Source organism: Bradyrhizobium sp. HKCCYLRH2015, from assembly GCF_051168215.1.
Lineage (GTDB): Bacteria > Pseudomonadota > Alphaproteobacteria > Rhizobiales > Xanthobacteraceae > Bradyrhizobium.
The window spans coordinates 346,599-364,816 of the sequence record NZ_JBNPUO010000008.1; the positions used below are offsets into that span (position 1 = coordinate 346,599).

Annotated in this window: 17 protein-coding genes; 5 read left to right on the forward strand and 12 right to left on the reverse strand. The window is 61.8% G+C overall.

Annotated features, from left to right (window positions below; all coding sequences use genetic code 11):
* Nucleotides 1-3 precede the first annotated feature (3 nt).
* From ACQR1H_RS22495 to ACQR1H_RS22505, 3 genes are read right to left on the reverse strand one after another with little or no spacing between them, the layout of a single operon-like run.
* Nucleotides 4-729, reverse strand: coding sequence for an ABC transporter ATP-binding protein (locus ACQR1H_RS22495; RefSeq protein ID WP_409997899.1), 726 nt, complete (start codon nucleotides 727-729; stop codon nucleotides 4-6).
* Nucleotides 722-1,531: an ABC transporter ATP-binding protein gene (locus tag ACQR1H_RS22500; protein ID WP_434899813.1), complete on the reverse strand. Its 810-nt coding sequence runs from the start codon at nucleotides 1,529-1,531 to the stop codon at nucleotides 722-724. Before ACQR1H_RS22500 ends, ACQR1H_RS22495 begins: the two co-directional genes overlap by 8 nt.
* Nucleotides 1,532-1,533: 2 nt before the next feature.
* Complete coding sequence (locus ACQR1H_RS22505) at nucleotides 1,534-2,742, reverse strand: ABC transporter substrate-binding protein (protein WP_434899814.1); 1,209 nt, start codon at nucleotides 2,740-2,742, stop codon at nucleotides 1,534-1,536.
* A gap of 157 nt (nucleotides 2,743-2,899) precedes the next feature.
* Here ACQR1H_RS22505 and ACQR1H_RS22510 point away from each other — a divergent pair, with 157 nt between their 5' ends.
* Nucleotides 2,900-3,886, forward strand: a complete 987-nt coding sequence (locus ACQR1H_RS22510; protein WP_434899815.1) for a sugar-binding transcriptional regulator — start codon at nucleotides 2,900-2,902, stop codon at nucleotides 3,884-3,886.
* A gap of 89 nt (nucleotides 3,887-3,975) precedes the next feature.
* On the opposite strand, the gene phnY is transcribed toward ACQR1H_RS22510, so the two are convergent.
* From phnY to aepX, 5 genes are all read right to left on the reverse strand, one after another.
* On the reverse strand, nucleotides 3,976-5,418 hold the full coding sequence (gene phnY, locus ACQR1H_RS22515) for a phosphonoacetaldehyde dehydrogenase (protein ID WP_434908192.1): 1,443 nt from the start codon (nucleotides 5,416-5,418) through the stop codon (nucleotides 3,976-3,978).
* 15 nt (nucleotides 5,419-5,433) lie between these two features.
* Complete coding sequence (locus tag ACQR1H_RS22520) at nucleotides 5,434-6,420, reverse strand: DMT family transporter (RefSeq protein ID WP_434899817.1); 987 nt, start codon at nucleotides 6,418-6,420, stop codon at nucleotides 5,434-5,436.
* Nucleotides 6,421-6,434: 14 nt separating this feature from the next.
* On the reverse strand, nucleotides 6,435-7,577 hold the full coding sequence (gene aepY / locus ACQR1H_RS22525) for a phosphonopyruvate decarboxylase (protein WP_434899818.1): 1,143 nt from the start codon (nucleotides 7,575-7,577) through the stop codon (nucleotides 6,435-6,437).
* 70 nt (nucleotides 7,578-7,647) lie between these two features.
* Nucleotides 7,648-8,598 carry a methyltransferase gene (locus ACQR1H_RS22530; protein ID WP_434899819.1) on the reverse strand — a complete coding sequence of 317 codons (951 nt, stop codon included), beginning with the start codon at nucleotides 8,596-8,598 and terminating at the stop codon, nucleotides 7,648-7,650.
* Between the two features lie 167 nt (nucleotides 8,599-8,765).
* Nucleotides 8,766-9,644, reverse strand: coding sequence for a phosphoenolpyruvate mutase (gene aepX, locus ACQR1H_RS22535; protein ID WP_434899868.1), 879 nt, complete (start codon nucleotides 9,642-9,644; stop codon nucleotides 8,766-8,768).
* A gap of 390 nt (nucleotides 9,645-10,034) precedes the next feature.
* Between aepX and ACQR1H_RS22540 the strand changes: the two genes are divergently transcribed.
* Both ACQR1H_RS22540 and ACQR1H_RS22545 read left to right on the forward strand, forming a co-directional pair.
* Nucleotides 10,035-10,970, forward strand: coding sequence for a hypothetical protein (locus tag ACQR1H_RS22540; protein ID WP_434899820.1), 936 nt, complete (start codon nucleotides 10,035-10,037; stop codon nucleotides 10,968-10,970).
* A gap of 1,000 nt (nucleotides 10,971-11,970) precedes the next feature.
* Nucleotides 11,971-12,420 (forward strand): hypothetical protein, encoded by a 450-nt coding sequence (locus ACQR1H_RS22545; RefSeq protein ID WP_434899821.1) that lies wholly within the window; start codon nucleotides 11,971-11,973, stop codon nucleotides 12,418-12,420.
* Nucleotides 12,421-12,552: 132 nt separating this feature from the next.
* Here the strand turns inward: ACQR1H_RS22545 and ACQR1H_RS22550 are convergent, their stop codons facing one another.
* From ACQR1H_RS22550 to ACQR1H_RS22565, 4 genes are all read right to left on the reverse strand, one after another.
* The gene (locus ACQR1H_RS22550; RefSeq protein WP_434899822.1) at nucleotides 12,553-13,338 is read right to left on the reverse strand and encodes a class I SAM-dependent methyltransferase; all 786 of its coding nucleotides are present in this window, start codon (nucleotides 13,336-13,338) and stop codon (nucleotides 12,553-12,555) included.
* Between the two features lie 163 nt (nucleotides 13,339-13,501).
* On the reverse strand, nucleotides 13,502-14,185 hold the full coding sequence (locus tag ACQR1H_RS22555) for a GntR family transcriptional regulator (protein ID WP_434899823.1): 684 nt from the start codon (nucleotides 14,183-14,185) through the stop codon (nucleotides 13,502-13,504).
* 224 nt (nucleotides 14,186-14,409) lie between these two features.
* Entirely contained in the window at nucleotides 14,410-15,342 is a 933-nt protein-coding gene (locus tag ACQR1H_RS22560) for an ABC transporter substrate-binding protein (protein WP_434899824.1), read from the reverse strand.
* A 675-nt stretch (nucleotides 15,343-16,017) separates the two neighbouring features.
* Entirely contained in the window at nucleotides 16,018-16,755 is a 738-nt protein-coding gene (locus ACQR1H_RS22565) for a class I SAM-dependent methyltransferase (RefSeq protein WP_434899825.1), read from the reverse strand.
* Nucleotides 16,756-17,440: 685 nt separating this feature from the next.
* On the opposite strand from ACQR1H_RS22565, the gene ACQR1H_RS22570 reads away from it, so the two are divergent.
* Both ACQR1H_RS22570 and ACQR1H_RS22575 read left to right on the forward strand, forming a co-directional pair.
* Nucleotides 17,441-17,755 (forward strand): hypothetical protein, encoded by a 315-nt coding sequence (locus tag ACQR1H_RS22570; RefSeq protein WP_434899826.1) that lies wholly within the window; start codon nucleotides 17,441-17,443, stop codon nucleotides 17,753-17,755.
* The gene (locus ACQR1H_RS22575; RefSeq protein ID WP_434899869.1) at nucleotides 17,670-17,912 is read left to right on the forward strand and encodes an IS66 family transposase; all 243 of its coding nucleotides are present in this window, start codon (nucleotides 17,670-17,672) and stop codon (nucleotides 17,910-17,912) included. Before ACQR1H_RS22570 ends, ACQR1H_RS22575 begins: the two co-directional genes overlap by 86 nt.
* Nucleotides 17,913-18,218 lie beyond the last annotated feature (306 nt).

Below are 18,218 nucleotides of genomic sequence, written 5' to 3' on the forward strand. Positions count from 1 at the left end.
GATTCACACGGCAACGTATTTGGAGAGGCGCGCTTCGATGCGCTCGGCCTCGCAGGTCGGGCAATTGTCGACAACCAGTCCGTTCTCGATTGCAACAACCCGGTCAGCGACGCCCAGCACGAAAGCGAGGTTCTGCTCGACCAGCAGGATGGTGTAGCCGCGCTGCTTGAGCGCGGTGATCGCCTGTTCGATCTGGTGGATGATGATGGGGGCCAGCCCCTCCGTCGGCTCGTCCAGCAGCAGAGTTCGGGCACCGGTTCGCAGGATCCGCCCGATCGCCAGCATCTGTTGTTCGCCGCCGCTCAGCTGCCCGCCGAGATGGCGGGTCCGCGACCTGAGATTCGGAAACAGTTCGAAGATCTCATCATCACTCATGCCGGAGCCGCCCAGCGTGGGCGATAGCGCCATGTTCTCGGCCACGGTGAGGCTGGCGAAGATCCCTCGCTCTTCCGGACAGTAGCCGAGACCAAGATGCGCGCGCTCCGATGGACGCAGCGAACGCACCTCTCGCCCCTGCACCAGCACATGCCCCGACTGCCGCTGCAACAGGCCCATGATGGCGCGCAGGATGGTGCTCTTGCCGGCGCCGTTGCGGCCCAGCAGCACGACGACCTCACCCTCCGATACGGTGAAGTCGATCCCGAACAGCGCCTGGACCTCGCCATACCAGGCCTTGAGGTTGGATATCGCAAGGGGAAGGCCTGCTTCGCTTCGTTCCGGATCAAGCATCAGCGGCTGCACCCAGATAGGCGGCGCGGACGCGGTGGTCGCGCGCAACGTCTTGATAGGATCCGTCGCTCAGAACGGCCCCGTTCGCCAGGACGGTGACGTGGTTCGCGAGCCGCTCGACGACCTTGAGATTGTGTTCAACCAGCAGGACGCAGCAATCCTGCGCTGCGTCGGCAATCATGTCGACGACTGGACCGATGTCTTCCCGGCCGAGCCCCGACATCGGCTCGTCGAGAAGCAGGAGGCGAGGTCTGAGGGCGAGCGTGGTTGCAATTTCGAGCAGGCGCCGCCGGCCATAGGAGAGTTCACGCGCCTGCCTGCGTCGGTCGGAGGCCAGGCCAGCTCGTGCGAGCAGAGTCTCGTTGTGAGGGGCGAGATCGCCGCTGACGCGGCGGCGCAACAGCCGGAGTGGTGGGCTGGCATGGGCCTGCGCCACCAACATGTTCTCCTCGACCGACAATTCGGGAAATACCGCGCAGATCTGGAAAGATCGGGCCAGCCCGAGCCTGGCCAGCCGATTGGCAGGCCAGGCCGTGACGTCGCGTCCAAACAGTTCGATCTGGCCGCGGGTGGGCTTGATGAAGCCGCTGATCGCGTTGAAGAGGGTGGATTTGCCTGCTCCGTTGGGACCGATCACCGCATGAATGCAGCCTTCCCGAAGGTCGAGCGACACCTCGTTCAAGGCGACGAAGTCCTTGAACTGAACCGTCAGAGCACGAACCTTCAGCACGGGATTGGTCGGCAGCGGAGCAGAGACAGCTCTCGGATCTTCGAAAGCCTGGAGCGAGGCGCTGGCTACCATGTCTATTGCGCCTTGGCCGCCTGCGAGCCGCAGCCGGATGCCGACGCGGGACGGAATGCCGTGCTCGCAGGAACCGTGGCCGTGCGGACGTAGAAGTCCCACGGCTCCTTGCTTTCGGCAGGTGCCTTCACGCGATAGACGCCGATCTCATAGGTCACCCGTCCATTCGCCTGAATGTGCGCTTCGCGGCCGAAGCGGTCGACCGGCAGCTGCCGCATCTGGTCGTTGACAGAAGCGGCGTCGTCGCTGTGCCCTGCCCGTGCGGCCTTCAAATAGTGCAGGACGCTGACATAGACGCCGGCCTGCTCACGCGTTGGCATCCGTCCGTGGGCGGCAAAAAACCGCCGGGCGAATGCGCGCGTCGCATCATTGTCGTTCCAGTAGAAGCCGGTGCTGATGATCAGGTTCTGCGCCGTCTCCAGACCGATACTGTTGATATCCGTCACGAAGGCATGCAGCGCGGCCAGCTTCTGCCCGGCCCGCCCTATCCCGAATTGGCCGGCTTGCTTGATGGCGTTGACGGTGTCGGCGCCGGCGCTGGCAAGCGCGATCACCTCGGCGGAGGAGCTGCGGGCCCTCACCAGGAGAGTGGAAAAGTCGGCGGTTCCGAGCGGATGGCGAGCGCTGCCGATCACCTTGCCGCTGCGCTCGTCCACGACCTGTTGCGCCACTCCCTCCAGATCATGGCCGAAGGAATAATCCGCGGTGAGGAAGAACCAGCTCTTCAAGCCCTGGTCGAGTAGCGACGCCGCAGTGCCGCGGGCCAGCGCATAGGTGTCGTCGGTCCAGTGCGTGACATAGGGCGAACAATAGCGGCCCGTGATGTCGGTGGAGGCTGCGCCGGAAATTAGAAGCGAGCGCTTCTTGTCGGTTGCGAGCGGGATCAGTCCGAAAACCACGCCCGAATGCGGCAGATCGACGATGGCATCGACGCCGCGCCGGTCAAACCATTCGCGGGCGATGCCGGATGCGATGTCCGGCTTGTTCTGATGATCTGCCGTGATGATCTCGATCGGGGTGCCGTCGACGGTTCCTCCGAAATCGGCAACAGCCATCCGGGCCGCGAGGATCGAGCCAGGACCACCAACGTCGGCGACCACGCCGCTCTGATCTCCCATGACGCCGATCACGACCTTGCCGTCCGAGAATTCGGCCAATGCGGCACTCATCGAGACGGACAGAAATGCAACCGACAGCAGTAGGCTTCGCATGGTCAGGCCCCCCATTTTTGGTAGGGGGTACTTAACCCGCTTCGCTGACACATTTGTGACGTGTAAGGTACAATTGGGCTATCCGGTATGGCAGTTGTCGTAGCGACCGCGACGGGGCACACATGGGTCCTGACCCAAACCCGACTCAGGCTGTGACGTGACCACCTCAAACCTGAAACTGCGCGACGGCGAGACCGACAACGCCGATACGATCCTGGAAGACCGGGTCCTGGTTGCCAGAATATGCTGGTACTACTTCAAGGAAGGGCAGACCCAGGAAGCGATATCGCAGCGGCTGAACATGACGCGGAAGCGCGTCAACCGGATCCTCGGGCTCGCGCGGGAAAGCGGCTTCGTACAGATCACGATCACCGATCCCGCCGGGCAGAGAACGAAACTCGAGGCGGAGCTCGCTGCACGATACGGCTTGACGCAAGCCATCGTGGTCCCAACCCCTATGACCGACCCGGACGTCAGGTCGTTTCTGGGAGCGGCAGCTGCCAACTACGTTGCTGAACAGCTCCCCGCGGATGGCTCGCTTGGGATCACCTGGGGAGGGACGATCAACGCAGCCGCCCAGAACCTGAGGCCGCGTCAGGGTCAGAACACCAAGGTCGTCCTGCTCTGCGGCGGATTGGCGGAAAGCGCGCCGATCAATCCGTACGACAACGCTGCGATGATCGCTCGCGCACTCGGAGCCCGCTGCTATTATCTCACCGCGCCCATGTTCGTCGACGACGCGGCCTTCCGAAACCTGATCGTGGACAGCGAGCCGGTTCGCTCCGTGCTGGCCATGGTGCCAAGTTTGGACATGGCCCTCTTGAGCGCGATCGACCTTTCCGAGCAGTCCAAGGTGCTCGAATACAACGTCATCTCGCGCAAGACCTGGACATCGCTGCGAGCGGCCGGCGCGGTCGGAGACATTTGCGGCCACTACCTCGATCGCGGTGGCAAACGGGTGGATCATCCGCTGTCGCGGCGGACCATCAATCCGCCCTGGGAGCATATTCATCGGATCAAGCACCGGGTTCTGGCAGCGGGAGGACTGCAGAAGGTCGCGATCATTCGCGCCGCGCTGCTGGCCGGGCTCTGTCATGTTCTCGTGACTGATGAAAATGCGGCGGAGAAGCTGCTGGTCGACTAGGTGGGCATTGCATGCGCGGCCGCTTCGTTCCTGGCGCGGCGGCTCGACCGCTTACTCGCTCGGTGGCAGCCGGCGAGCAGGTCGAGGCCCTAGACCGGCCAGGGCAGGGAGTAGGTTTTCACCTGCGTGAAGCTGCGCATTGCCTCCAGGATGCCCTCCTTGTGACCGAGGCCGGACTGCTTGATGCCTCCGAACGGAGTGAGTTCGGTGCGATAGCCGGGAACTTCCCACACATTGACGGAGCCGACCGCGAGGCCCTCGATGAGCCTCGTGACGTGATCGAGGCGGTTGGAGCAGACGGCGGCGGAAAGTCCGAACTTGGTGGCGTTCGCAATCCTGATGATCTCGTCGATATCATTGTTGCATCGGATGATCGGCAGAACCGGGCCGAACGTCTCCTCGGCAACGAGCTCGCAAGCGGGCGAGACATGATCGAGCAGGGTGGGAGGATAAAAGGCGCCGCGAGGTTCACCGCCGAGCAGAAGCCTGGCACCTGCCGCGACCGCACCGGCCACGCGTCTGGCAATCAGCTGAGCTGCGTCTTCGCTGATGACGGTGCCGAGATCAACGCAAGGATCGCTGGGGTCGCCTGTTGAGAGCTGCTGCATGTGGTGCAGGGCACGCTCGGCGAAGTGATCGGCAAGCTCCTCCACGACGAGCGCCCGCTTCACGGCCGTACAGCGTTGACCGGAATGTCTGACTGCGCCCTGCACGGCCAGATGCGCGGCCCGATCGACGTCCGCATCCGAAAGGACGATGAACGGATCGTTCCCACCCAGTTCGAGGACGAGCCGCCGGTAACCTGCCCGTTCCGCGATCTGGTGCCCGACGCGAACCGACCCCGTGAATGTCACGAGCTCGGCGTCCTCATCGGTGAACACGCAATCTCCAAGATCGCGCGGCGTTCCGGTCACGATCGAGAGCATGCCCTCCGGCAAGCCTTGTTCGCGGAGGATTCTGCCCAGCGCAAGTGCCGTCAGGGGCGTCTGCTCCGACGGCTTGAGCACCACGCGGTTGTTGGTCGCAATTGCCGGCGCCAGCTTGTGGCTGACCAGGTTCAGCGGATGATTGAAGGGGGTGATGGCCGCGATGACCCCCGCGAGCGGCGTACGCATTGAAAAAATGCGCCGCTGATGAGGGGTTCCGCCGATGTCGCCAGGGTAGATCTCGCCATCAGCTTGAATCAGCGCATGGGCGGCAAACGACCAGACGTCGCAGGCGCGCCTGGTTTCATGCAGGGAGTCTCTCAGACAGAGACCGGTCTCGGCGGTTATGAGTTGTGCGAGCCGGTCCTGATCTCTTGCGATCGCGCGCGCCGTGCCGAGCAGGATATCGGACCTTTCGCGGCGGCTCAGCTTCGGGCGGAAGCGCGCGGCCGCCGCGAATGCAGCCCGTATTTGACGTGGCTCTGCCTGCGGCACCGTCCCGACGAGCGCGCCGGAAAAGGGATTCCTGACTTCAATGACGCGATCCGCGTCTGCTGATGCTCCAGCCAGGAGCATCGGCTGGTAGATCGGCTCAACAGCGTCCATGTATGGCTCCTCAACTCAAAGGCTGCGCCGGCTGACGCTTGCTTGCGGCTTGTCGGCCTCGTCGATCTGGCTGAAAGGCGCTCTGGCCGGCTTGTTGCGCGAAGGCCGCTCTTCGCGTTGCCAGATCACGACCGTGACGCCCATGATGATCAGCAGGCAGGCAAGAACCGTGCGCAACGCGAGCTCCTCCCCCTGCAGGATGAGAGCTGAGATCAGCGCGACGACGGGAATGAGAACGAGGCTCTGAGATGCGATCCGCGCCGGAATTGAAGCCAACGCATAGTACCAGGCAACGAATGCGAGGCCGGTCGCTACGATACAGTTGAACGCGATCGGGAAGGCGAGAGCTGAAAGGCGCTTGACCTCGAAATGCGGCTCGAGGACGGCTGAGGCCGTCATGACCGCCATCCCTGCCGCTGCGAGCTGGAATGTGGTCCGGCTCCAGACGTCGATATCGCTGTGAGCTCGGTTGGCGAGCCACGTTCCCAAGGCCCAGCAGATGGCCGCAATCAGCAGCAGGGCAACCCCTTCCGCGTTGTCGAAAGTCATTGGCGCAGCCATAGGCCCGAGGCCATTGGCGCCCAACAACATGATTCCACCAAGCCCGCTCCCGATCGCTGCAAGCTCGAAGCCGGTCTGCCGCCTTCCGTCCAAAACCCACTCAATGATCGCAAGCCAGAGCGGCATCGTATAGAAAATGAGAGCACTTCGGCCGACGTCCAGATATTGGAGCCCAACAAGGCTCAGGCCCAGCCCGCAGGCCATCTGCAGCATGCCCACGGCAAGCAGGTTGAGCCGTCCGCGATCGCCGATGCGGAGCTGATACCCCAAGGCGAGGCGCGCCACCGCGATCGCCACCGCGCCGCCGAGAAGACGCAGTCCTGTAAAGAACAGGGGCGGCGCGATCTGCAGCGCGTCCTTGATGACGAGCCAGTTCATGCCCCAGATCAGGATCACGAAGATCAGGCAGAGGGCTGCCGAAGCAGACGTCTTGCGGACCATCACATCGTTTCCCTTTAGCCGGCAGCTGAAGGTTCAAGAACATGGCGCCCCATGGCGTCCTGGAATCGGCGCTTGTTCCCGACAGGCGTATGGCGGGTGGTCACGCGCGGAAGCGTTGCGGGATGGGAACGATTGATCTTGCAAAGCAGGAAATGCGGGCCCCGCGTCGTCGCAAAGTGCTCCATTGCTTTCAGGATATCCCCGGCTTCAGCACAACGCACCGACGAGCGATAGCCGCAGGCGGATGCGACAAGATCCAGGGACGAGCTTCGTGACGTCGAGGCCTGGCCACCGGTGGATGCGTAGCTTTCATTGTCGAGCACGACGTGGATGAGGTTCTGGGGTTGGGTGTGGCCAATCGTGGACATGACTCCCATGTGCATCAGCGCGCCGCCGTCGCCATCCAGTGCGAGCACGGGACGGTTGGGCATGGCGATGGCGAGGCCTGCCGCCAATGCGCTGCAGTGCCCGAGCGAGCCCTGCATGTAGAAATTCTCGGGACGATCGTTGACCCGGAAGAGCTCTCTCGTGATGAATCCGGTCGTCGAGACGATCGACGTGGTCGGATCGAGCCGCTCGCAGATCAGTTCGATCGCCTCTCCCGCGCTGAGCGGGTAATCGAGCGGTGCGTCAGGGGGCGCCCCTGCGGCGCTCGGCGTGAGCTGGCCCTTTCGCAACAGAACAGCAAAAGGTGCCTCCTGCCGATGTGCTTCAGCGGCGCGGACGAGAAGCCGATCCAGTCCGCCCGTCGTTCCGTCGAACTCGTCCCAGTCGATGGCGAGCTGATCAAGGATCGCCTTGGTCGCGGCACCCATGAAGATGTGCTGCGGCTCATCTGCGCTCTCGTCGGGATGGCCTCGCACCGAGATCAGCAACAGGACCGGGATCCTGTTGACCATCAACAACGAGGTGAGTGGATTGACGACGTGACCAAGACCGGAGTTTTGCAGCGCGACAACGGCGCGCTGTCCAGACAGCGCGGCGCCGGCGGCGAGCGCCACCGCGCTGCCCTCGTTGGCCGCGGGTACGTCGGTCAACGCGCTGCTTTCGGTCGCCCTCTCAAACAGGTCAGCGAAGTGCGAGCACGGAACGCCCGAGAAGAAGGTGTAGCGTGCTGCACTCAATCTCGATAGAAGAACGCTCGTCGGCACGGACATGTCTTTTTGCTCCTGCACAAGGGCATTGGGAGCGGCTCTGCCGCCCCCAATGAATCGACGTCCTGTGACCTCAACTGAGTTTCTTCGCCACGATCAGGCTGCGATTGCAGAGCGATCTGTGGTACTCGACCTGCCCGAATCCGGCCTGTTCGAGCATCCCGCGCATGTCTTCAAAGCTGTAGCAGCAGCCTTCGTAGCCCGTGGTCAGGAGCACCGAATATTCAGCTTCGGCGGCCGGGGCCGGACGCCCGCCGCGATCGTCGGGATGGCAGCTGTAGACAGCAATGCGGCCACCGGGCTGGAGGCTGCCGTGGGACTTGCGCATCAGCAGGCGGACCTTCTCGGGTCCCCAATTGTGAAGAACGTGGGAATAGAGATGAAGGCTTGCATCGCGTGGCAGCGGGTCGACAAACATGTCGCCAGCGACGATACGGACGCGGTCGGGATAGAGACCCCGTGCGATCAGACAGGATCGCGCGAGCTCGTCGACCGGGGGGCGCTCGAAGATGGTCGCGGATAGCCGAGGATATCGCATCAGCAGATGAGCGGAATAGACGCCGGAGCCGCCGCCGATGTCGAGCATGGACGTATCGCCGCTGCAATCGAGCAGGGTAGCGAGATGCGGGGCAAAGATCCGGCCGCGCTCCTCCATGCCGCGCGTGTTGAGGTCCGCGAACTCATCCGTCTGCATCAGATCGTCCCAGCTGGTCGTGTCGCCGCGCGCGACATGCCAGGTGTCGGAGCCGTCGTTCCGCAGGACGTCGTACAGCTCGCGAACCGACGACTTGTACTTCATTGTGGCGATGTAGGAGGCGACATTCTCGTCGGATCGGCTGCTGAGATATCGGACGGCTTCGATGGTGGCGTGAAGTTTTCCGCCCTCGCGGGCAATCAGGCCCCAGGATTCGAAGAGCCTGATCATTGTACGTGTCGGCCGGTCACGAAGCGAGAAATGCTCCCGCAGTTCGTCTTCAGAGACGGGATGACCGTCTAGATAGGTGAACAGGTCGAGCCAGGACACCGCTGCAATGTAGAGGTCGGCGGCGTATGAGCTGTCCCGCCACTTGATGACCTTGGCAATGTCGGGGCGGTCGACCTGTGAGACATCGGTCGGCGTGTCGATGCGAGATGCGAGTGCAGTCGGGGTCATGGGTCTGATCCTTTACGAGAACGGCATGAGTTGTTCGGCTAGTCTGGCTGGCCTGGCGCGGCATTCACGGGCAGGTATCGGGCCTCGGCGCGCGCCAGCTCGTCGTAGTGAAACAGCGAGAAGACATCCTCGAGGGTCGCGACCTCAGCCTCGATCCCCGCGATGCTCTGCTCGGTGATGATGCGCTCGCAGACATTGCGCATCGCGCTTGTCGCGGCGCGCATCGAATGATTGGCCCAGATCACGGTCGAGATGCCGGCAGCACGAAAAGCGGACGCGGGAGTCCGATAGTATTTCGTTGGGACGATCACGACAGGGAGGCGGTTCTGCCAACCATTGGCGAAGGCGAAGATCTCGTCCGCCGTGCTCTTCCGGGAATGGATGAGAATGGCGTCCGCTCCGGCGTCCGCATAGGCGTGAGCGCGGTGAAGGGCCTCGTCCATGCCGTGGCCGGCGATCAAGGCCTCGATGCGGGCGACGAGGACGAGTTCGTCTCCAACCGCATCCTTCACGGCGCGCAGACGCCCGGAGAATTCGCCGGCAGCGGCGAGCGGATGACGATCGCCGACGAACGAGTTCATCTTCGGAAACTGCTTGTCTTCCAGGGCCACACCGGCGGCGCCCCGCTGACGGAGCTTGTGGGCCAGAATGCGCGCATTGTTGAAATTGCCGAAGCCGCTGTCACCGTCGACGAGAACCGGGAGATCAGTCGAATCGACCATGCGTTCGACGACGTCGATGAGCTGGGTCCAGGACGCCTCACTTGCATCGCGATAGCCGAGAGAGCAGGCGATCGACAGGCCGGATGCCCATAGGCCCTTGAAGCCGGCGCGCTCGGCGACGGCGCTTGAGAGCCCATCATGGGCCTCCATCAGAAAGCTCAGATCTCGATTGCAGCAGATCTGCTCGCGGAGCACTGCGGCGCGAGTGACGAGTTCCGGACGATGATCTGCGGTATGACGGATCGATTGCGGTCGCGTGAGCATGCAAGGTCTCCCTTCCCCGTGCGGGTCTGTCATCAACCACTAGTTGACAGTTTTGCGAAGCTGGGATCAATTACTAACTCTGGTAGTCACAGCAGTGCATAGGTTCCGGTGGGGAGGGGCAACGGAGGCGATCTCGCCCGAGGGCGAGCACTGCCGGCGAGCAGGCAAGGGGGCCGCGGCCCTGCCGTGTCCGCTTGCGCCGCCGCGGAAAGTCGCGTGCCTGGAGAGAGGGCGATGGCCGGCCGCTACCTAAGCTTGTAGTAGCGGCGAGGACCGATATGCGTTCAACTGGTTGCTTCGTTCGGCATCCGGATCCGCCGTTTGGCGGATCTGATGACGATACATCAATGGGCGGCAGAGACGCTGGCGCGCTGCCGCGTTCGTATTGAAGATGGCGTGGATCCGATGACAACCATCCTTCTGGACGATCATGGGCGAGCTTGGGATGCTCATTCCCCTGTATTGCGGAGATTCCTGCAATGCCCGGTGTCGGATTTCGATTTCTCGTCCTATGTGGTCGACAATCTTGGATTTGTCGCTGTCACCATGATCGACAGCCGATCAGCCCGGATCCGGCTCAGGCCGAGGACCGCCTGCGGGATCAGCATCGCTTCGGCGCTATATTTCATCGCGGATAGGGCCGTGGAGCGAATCATCGTTGTGAAAACGGGCGATGAAGTTGTCGAGCGAATGTTCCCGAGGGTCGGCCAGGCGATGACCTATATCGGGGATGAGGTCGCGCGAGCCCGCCTGCATCTGTCGCCGGTGTTCAGAAGCCGTGAGTTGCCCATCACTGCGCTTGCCAAAGAGGCAGAGCCTCTTGGGGTCCTGTTCATGCGATGGCTCGAATGTGATCAGGGCCGCGACAATACCGAACTGAAGGGCCTCCTCGATCTACACTCGCTGCAGCGCTTCGTCATCATCGAGCCTGTCGACGGCCGGCTTATCTTCGCTGACATCGGCTCGGGGTTTGAAAGCTTCGGCAGAACCTGGCAGCAGCATGCGCCGGGATTGCCGCTCGAGGAGCAGCCCGACTATCATTACGGCCAATGGGTCCGTGGCGTTTACGACCATGTGCTTCGTACAGGCAAGCCGCTCTTCGACGACGTTGACGCCGTCATCCGGCGCCCGCACCGAAATGACAGGTTGCGGGTGCACTACAGGCGCCTCATCCTTCCCTGCGGTTCGACTGGCTCCAGACCAGCTCGGCTTGTCGGTGCGTCGCTCGTCGAGAACGTCGCATCCACCCCCGGATAGCCGGACGATCCAGCGCAAGGATGGTTGATGCAGCTCTCATGGCGCGTGGTTCGAGTACCACCTTGCGAGCTTTCCGGCTCTTGAACGCCCGCTTTCCATACGCCAGTTGCCTCGCAACTTGGCAATTCGTGGTTTGGCCCGCGGCAACGCGGCACGGCATCCCTTGTTTCTGCCATTGCGCAATTCAAGCGACCATAGTCGTAGCCACCTGCTCAACCGGGACATTTGATTGCGCCGCTCCATGATCTGATGCGGATGCGACGGGAGGGCGCAGCGCGATTGCGCGTGACCGAGCTGGTACCGGCACCTGCATGAATGGGAGATTAGCGCGTTCGCGCCGCAGGGGCATTCTGACCGCGCGAGCTTGAGACTGGTTGTGAGGCGGATCGTGAGACGTCTCGATGCACGATCTGAGAGATGGATCGGATCGATGTTCAATCTGGATGGCGGACCGATTGAATCCAGACTTTGGATCGACGTCCAAATGTGCGCGCCCGGCCCGGGCTCCCATCGCAGTGCCGAGTGGAGGTCGGCAGGCATCTGACTACTCGCGTAAGGCGAGCAATGATGAAGAAGGCTCGCCAAGCAATAGGCCGCACTACGGATGCCTGAACCAGTGACGCCGCCGCCGGCGTAGGACCACCAATCTCGGTAGCTCGCCAAGCGCAAGCTTGCGTGACATGAATGGGTCAGGCTAGCCGAGCGCAACCTCTCTTTCTGTGTCGGGTCATCTCGCGGCATGAGCCGGCGTCAAAGAAGACGCCTTATCCGGCGCTCGCCATGTGAGCTCTCCGCGTTGAGTCGTCACTGGACTCTGGCAGTCTGGGACCTATTGATTACGGCCTGAAACAGATATTGTATTGATGTTGATACGACTGGGCGATATCGTCTCACGTCGAGAAGGAGAGGCGGACGGTGTCCGCTGGGTGCACGTCGATCCCTTGCAACCGACCGGCTGTCGGCGACCTTCCACCGACCGTTTTCGGCCTGGAGTTCGGTGATGTCTCTTGATGAAACACTGCGGATTTTGGCAACCGTCGAGCCTGGTGGTCTGATGCTCGATGAGCAAGCCATCGAAAGCAATCCCGACGCCGTGCTGGTTGCTCTTGGCCGCAGCTTTGAAACGCTCTCCGCGGAACTCGTAACTCTCCAACAGCAAGATGCGCAATCAGCTGCCGTCACCTGCGATGCCAAATCGCAGGTGACCGCCGTGGTCGCGCCCTGCGTAGAGCGCATCGAAGCGATCTTGAGCTCGCTTGACCCGATTGAGCGCGCCATCATGGCGATTCCAGCCAGAACGGTCGTCGGTCTGGGGGTAAAGGCACGACATGCTGCACATGTGCTATCGAACTACTGGACGGACGTCCCCGAGAGGCTCGACTGGGATGCCCGGACAGTGCGGCATCTCATCGAATCCGCTTGTTCAGTCGCCGGTGTAGAGCTGAGCTAAGCTAGGGTCTTTTCTGCGGGCCGTCTCCGTCATGGGGCGGCACGATGGTCCCTTGGCGGCCGGCGTGTGCCGGCGCTCCCGCCGCTGTCGGTGTGGCCAAGTAAGTCGATTCGGCAGCGAAGTTTGTCGGCATCAGCGGCGTTGCGCAATGAGAACTTGCGATTCAATGACTTCTACGACGGCGCCGGCGGTTGCGAATGGCGACATCTCCATCGTCAAGTCCTGCGCCAGCTGACCTGAGAGTGCGCCCAGCTGTTCAGGCGAGGAGGTCGACATCGACAATGCGCGATCGATCAGGCGAGCGACAGGCACGAGACGCTGCTCAATGACACCAATTCTGGTGAGCTGACTGAAGCGCGACTCGAGCAGGATCGGTTCGTGACGTAGGCGCTCGGGTGCGAAACCGACACTCTTGTTGGTGAAGCGATCGACGACGTCCGAGTAACGCTTGTACCAGGCGTTCTGTGGAACATCGGGACGTACGTCATTGAACAGCAGGACTGCGCCGTCCTCCTCGATCAATGGGTCGAGCTTTCGCAGCGTATCGGCGCGATCCATCCAATGAAAGGCGCGTCCAATCGCGACGGCGCGAAAGCGGCCCAGCGGCGGGCTGAGGTCGAACGAGCTGCCTTCAATCAGTTCGATCTCAACGGCCGCCGCGTCGGCGATCGCCTGAGCAGCCTCCAGCATGGCAGGCTCCGGATCTATTCCGATGACCTTGCCGACCAGCGGCGCAAATGCGATGCCGAGCCACCCTGGTCCACAGCCAAGATCCATCAATCGGTGGTCCTTCGTCAGACGTAGGTGATCTGCCACGGCTTGGATGAGCGCGGGCGCGTAATTTGGTCGCCCGGCCACGTAGTGCGGGACCGTCGATTGAAAGCGAGGGAATGAAGGAGAAGCTGGTTCGGACGTCATCTGTGTCGTTCGGCCGCCGTGCAGAGGCTCATGTCTTGTGATGCCTCCCGGTGTGGGCCGGTCCGCTCGCGGCGGCCCCATGAGATCGAGAGCGCTTCCCTTCGCGCACCGAAATGTCAGTTGGGACAGGTCGTGCTTGGGACTTGGCGCGTTTGCAGGCAGGCTAAAAGTCTTTCAATGGCATGCGAAGCTCGTAGGTTGCAGGTGGAGCCAGCAGCTCGAAGTGCTGAATCGGACGTCCGGCACTGTCGAAATGAATGCGTACCACCTTCAAGAGTGGCGCGCCTATCGCGACATTGAGGCGTGCTGCGACGACGGGGTCGGCTGCAGCTGCCGTCACAATCTGCTCGCCAGATGCAAATGTGATGCCGAAGCGCTGCAGAATCGCATAGAGCGACCCTCCTTCCATGTCCTCAGGACCAAATTGCCGTCCGATCGCTTCCGGAATGTAGGTCGTGACCTGCATGATTGGCCAGTCATTCATGTAACGGATGCGAACTGTTCGCTGGAAAAGGTCGCTTGGCTGAGCTTGGAAGTGCTCGCGAACGTGACGAGGAGCCACCTTGAACTCGAACTCGACCACGTGAGCTCGCGTTGTGCGAACGATCTCCCTGTTTCGGGCAGCGAGGTCCATCATCGGAACGGTGAGGGGCTCTGGCTTCGAGAGCTCCCGCACGAACGTGCCGATGCCCTGGCGGCGTTCAATCAATCCGAGCTCATCGAGAGTGTCCAAAGCTGCCCGGATCGTCACGCGCGAGACGCCGAAGAGCACAGCCAGATCCGCCTCCGCGGGCAATACTTCTCCCGGTGCATAGCGGCGTTCTGCAATTTCGTCCTGCAGGACCAAGAAGACCTGATGATGAAGCGGTATGTCGCGCCGGCGTCTTGCAAGGATCGCGGACCGTCCTTTTGGGCGCTTGGGCTCATCTGTCGGACGCGTCTTCCGCGCCGTTTTCTTGACGGCGGAAGCAGAAGCGTTCGAATGCTGCGGAACTCGGGGCGCCACCACCTAGCCTCGATCCCACCGTGCCGCGAGCGCATTCATCGACCCGAGCTTTCCACGATGCGATGCTATTTCGATGCTAGCGTCTGGAGAGCCTTTTCGACGAATCTGTTCGTAAATGTCTCCGCGAGATCGACCTTCACGCCACGCAATTGCGGGTCGACGGTCGATAGCACCTGAAGCGCGATGCCTGCGCTGTCGGCGCTGAACCGGCCATCGGGAGAAAACATGTCTCGTGTACCTCGGATGGAGGCAAGGAATATGTTTCGATCGGGCTTCGCCCATTCCTCCGGGAGTGCATCGGCGATCTCATCGACGGATGCGCGATCAATCCATTGAAGGGCGCGCACCATCGCGAGAACAAAGGCCTGGAGCGTCTCTGGGTTGCGTTCGATGAAGTCCGACCGCGCGTAGATCGTTCCTGACGGATAGAGACCGCCAAAAATGCCGATGGTGCCTTCGTTGGTGCGAGTGTCCGCGACCAGTTTGACGTCGCCTGCGGTTGTCAGCGCCGTGAGTGCCGGCTCTCCCGTGACGACCGCATCCACAGCGCCGTTGCGGATCGCGGCAACCGCGCCTGTGCCACCACCCACACTGACGAAGGAAATGTCGGCTGGCGAGACGCCAGCTCGTAGGGCTATGTACTCGACCATGAACTGCGTTTGGGATCCCAACGCCGTCACCCCAATCTTCATACCTCTCAGGCTGCTCGGGTCGCGATATTCCGCAGCCTTCTCTTTTCGTAGAGCTAGGGCGAACGTCGGATGCCTGCCAAACAGCACAACCCCAACAATCTTCTGCCCCTTGGCATGCATCTGAATCGTGTGGTCAAAAGCGCCAGCGGTGAGTTCAGCACTTCCTGCCACGAGAGCCTGGAGCGCTTTCGATCCGCCGCTCACGTCAAGAATCTCGGGGTCGAGGCCCACGTCCTTGAAGAAGCCAAGGCGCTCTGCAAGCGTCACTGGTGCGTATTGTAGAAAAGCCTTTCCGCCGATCGTCACTCTGACTCTCGACATCTCGAGAGAGTTGCCCGCCGAGGCGAAGTCCGCCGAGGCACACAACGCCAATAACGGAAGCCCGAGAAAACTACGTCGCTGTAACACTGGCCGGGTCCCGCGAGCATTGGGAGGGAGTTCGTGCCGGCAGTGAACTTTTCTCACGATCCGATCACATTCGAATCATACGAACGATCATCCGCACGAGCAAGGTAAAAGCTCGCTGAGGTTGCGCAATCCGGATGCGCGCGAGGCGATAGTCATCCTAAACTGCGACCGAAAATTGTCGAAAGCAATTGAAGGGCGTCGGTTTTCTCCGGCAAAATTGGCTTCGCGGTGAGACCGAACTACTCCGCGCGCTCAAGATAGGCCGTCAACGCTCGCGGTCTGCGAAGCACACGCATCAGATATGCAAATCGCTCAACGAGTGCAGCTACGATCAGTCTCCGGCTTCGCAATCTGGCCTTGGGGAATTCGGCCGAGAGCGCCGCCTCCGGCTAGCTGCACCGGCACGGAAGCTGCACAGCCGTTGCTGTCCGGCGCAGTTCGCTGCCCAACGGCCATGAGGCGAGCGGCCGGCTCAGCAAAGTGACCATATTCCGACTTCGTCAGGCCATTCGACCGGAAGTAGCGAGCACGTCAAGCTCGCCCGATATGATCGAGTTCAGTCGGCGATTGACATCAGGCTGGGACGTCCGTCTTGCGGGTTACCCAGACAATACCGGCGCGCTTGCGGCAGACGAACGAGAGGACCTCCGCAGCCGCCGGCAGGCGAGCGAGCAACGACAGCCCGCGCCGTCCTGCGGACTGAATGCGGAACCGCATGAAGTCCGCCTCGGCGGGGACCGGAGGAGACCCAAAGGCCGATTGCCACCATCTTCGCAACTCACCCGGCGAGTAATAGAAAACGTCAGTTTTGAGCTGCCACAGCATGAAGTCGGCCCACTCTTTGCTGCTCTTGCCTTCCCGATAATAGCCGAAGCCAAGCCGATGCGCGGCTCGCATGTAGAGATGGGCGAATAACTCGGGCATGTGGTGCACGAAGTAGAGTCCCACGTGTCCCTCGAACCACGACGTGCGGTCGGGAAACAAGGCCAGGAATACCCCTCCGGGCTTTAGTACGCGCGCGATCTCGGAGACCGCAAGCTCCGGATCTCGCACATGCTCGAAGACCTGGTTGGATATGACAACGTCGAAGAACCCTTCGTCGAAATCGAGGCGTCCATTGCGGAGCGCGCGGAAGTGCTCAGGACGTTCCGATGCCGGGGCATCGAGGTCCGCTCCGAAGAACTCGTAGCCTGCGTTTCGTCCATAGACCACCACCTCGCCGCGCCCGCAGCCGTAATCCAAGACGCGGGGGCGTTCAACGCCAGACAGCGAAAGTGCTCGTCGAAACACAAACTCGTAATTCGGGCTCATGAACGAGACTTCGCAAAAACAGCGCGCCTCTGCAACACAATGTTTCCGCGTGTGACGGCAGGTTTCGAATATTGCTGCTTTGAACGAGCCGACCAAATTCCTGCTTCAACAGCGCTATGGCGTCGGTCAGCTGCCTGGGATGTTACCGATAGTGTATCCGCCACGGCAGTCCGGCTGCCCGAAGGGGCTAAGCATGTTTCCATCCAATCCGGGATGGCCGGTCACGCGAACGACGCCGATATTCATCCTTGCAACCCTGTCAGGTGGGTTCGCCAGGCTGAAACACTGAAGGAAGACGCTGCCCAGGTTGGTGCTGCGACGCTGGTGGGGGGCGACGGACCTGCGAAGCTCAACTCGCCAGAGCCGCCTCTTCTCGATATGAAACAGCGTCCATATCCAGAATGCCGTCAGGCATCCGCTTGCTACGGAGAAGGCGCTAGTCACGCCCGTCGCCATTGTGCCGATGCCTTCGCCGATATACTCGATTTGGCTCCCATCAATTTCCGTGCCGATGACCTCAAGCGCCAGCAGCCGCGGTCCCGCGCGCCCACGCGAGATGGAATGGCGGCGTGGCGCTGGACGTCTCCACGCTCGCTGACTGGATCGGAGCGGCGGCTGCTACATTGATGCCGGTGGTGGAGGCGATCGAGGTGCTTACGGGCGTGCGCATCATGCCGACGACACGGTGCCGGTTCTGGCCACGAGCAAGACGCGCAGCGGTCGGGTATGGACCCACGTTTCCAACGATCGTCCCTTCGTCGGGCATGCGCCGCCAGTAGTGTCATTCGTCTACCCACCCGACCGCACCGGTGCACGTCCCGACGGCATAGTGCCGGGTATGCCGGGTAATGCGGTCGGATGCCTATGCCGGCTTTTAGCCGCCTCTCCAAGGCCTCGCGCAAGCCGGTTCGATCATCGAGGTCGGCTGCTGGGCGCATGCAAGGCGCAAGTTCTTCGAGATTGCGCAGCTGAAAGCACGCGCCGATCACAACCGAAGTGATCGCGAAGATCGATGCGTTGTACGCGGTCGAGCGCGAGATCAACACCCTGCCGGCCCACCAGCGCAGGGCTTGCGCAACGAGCGCAGCTGCTCGCTGGTCGAAGAGCTTGAAGCTTCCCTCCACGAACGCCGCGCCGAGACGTCCGGCAAGACCTAGATCGCCGAGGCAATCGACTAAAGCCTCAAGCGCTGTGAGGTGTTCAAATGCTTCGAGCATTGCCCCTCGGCGGAGCATGAGCAGCAATGCTGCCGAACGCGAGCTGTGCGCTGTTGGGCCAAACACCGGCCTCCCTCCCGACCCGTCTGATCGAACCAGTCAAGCCTCGAATCTGAGCAACTGCTCAGCCGCTAGTCTACCAATCTCGTAAGGTGCAGGTCCATTCGAATGATCTTCGCCGCACCTACCTAGGTTGATAGTTGCATGCGCAAATCATCCTGTGATCGAAATGAATTCATGGAGCAG

Coding starts and splice junctions, on each gene's coding strand:
- ACQR1H_RS22505 (WP_434899814.1), bottom strand. CDS start 2,742: ATGCGAAGCCTACTGCTGTCGGTTGCATTTCTGTCCGTCTCGATGAGT.
- ACQR1H_RS22520 (WP_434899817.1), bottom strand. CDS start 6,420: ATGGTCCGCAAGACGTCTGCTTCGGCAGCCCTCTGCCTGATCTTCGTG.
- aepY (WP_434899818.1), bottom strand. CDS start 7,577: ATGTCCGTGCCGACGAGCGTTCTTCTATCGAGATTGAGTGCAGCACGC.
- ACQR1H_RS22495 (WP_409997899.1), bottom strand. CDS start 729: ATGCTTGATCCGGAACGAAGCGAAGCAGGCCTTCCCCTTGCGATATCC.
- phnY (WP_434908192.1), bottom strand. CDS start 5,418: ATGGACGCTGTTGAGCCGATCTACCAGCCGATGCTCCTGGCTGGAGCA.
- ACQR1H_RS22565 (WP_434899825.1), bottom strand. CDS start 16,755: ATGAGCCCGAATTACGAGTTTGTGTTTCGACGAGCACTTTCGCTGTCT.
- ACQR1H_RS22500 (WP_434899813.1), bottom strand. CDS start 1,531: ATGGTAGCCAGCGCCTCGCTCCAGGCTTTCGAAGATCCGAGAGCTGTC.
- ACQR1H_RS22545 (WP_434899821.1), top strand. CDS start 11,971: ATGTCTCTTGATGAAACACTGCGGATTTTGGCAACCGTCGAGCCTGGT.
- ACQR1H_RS22550 (WP_434899822.1), bottom strand. CDS start 13,338: ATGACGTCCGAACCAGCTTCTCCTTCATTCCCTCGCTTTCAATCGACG.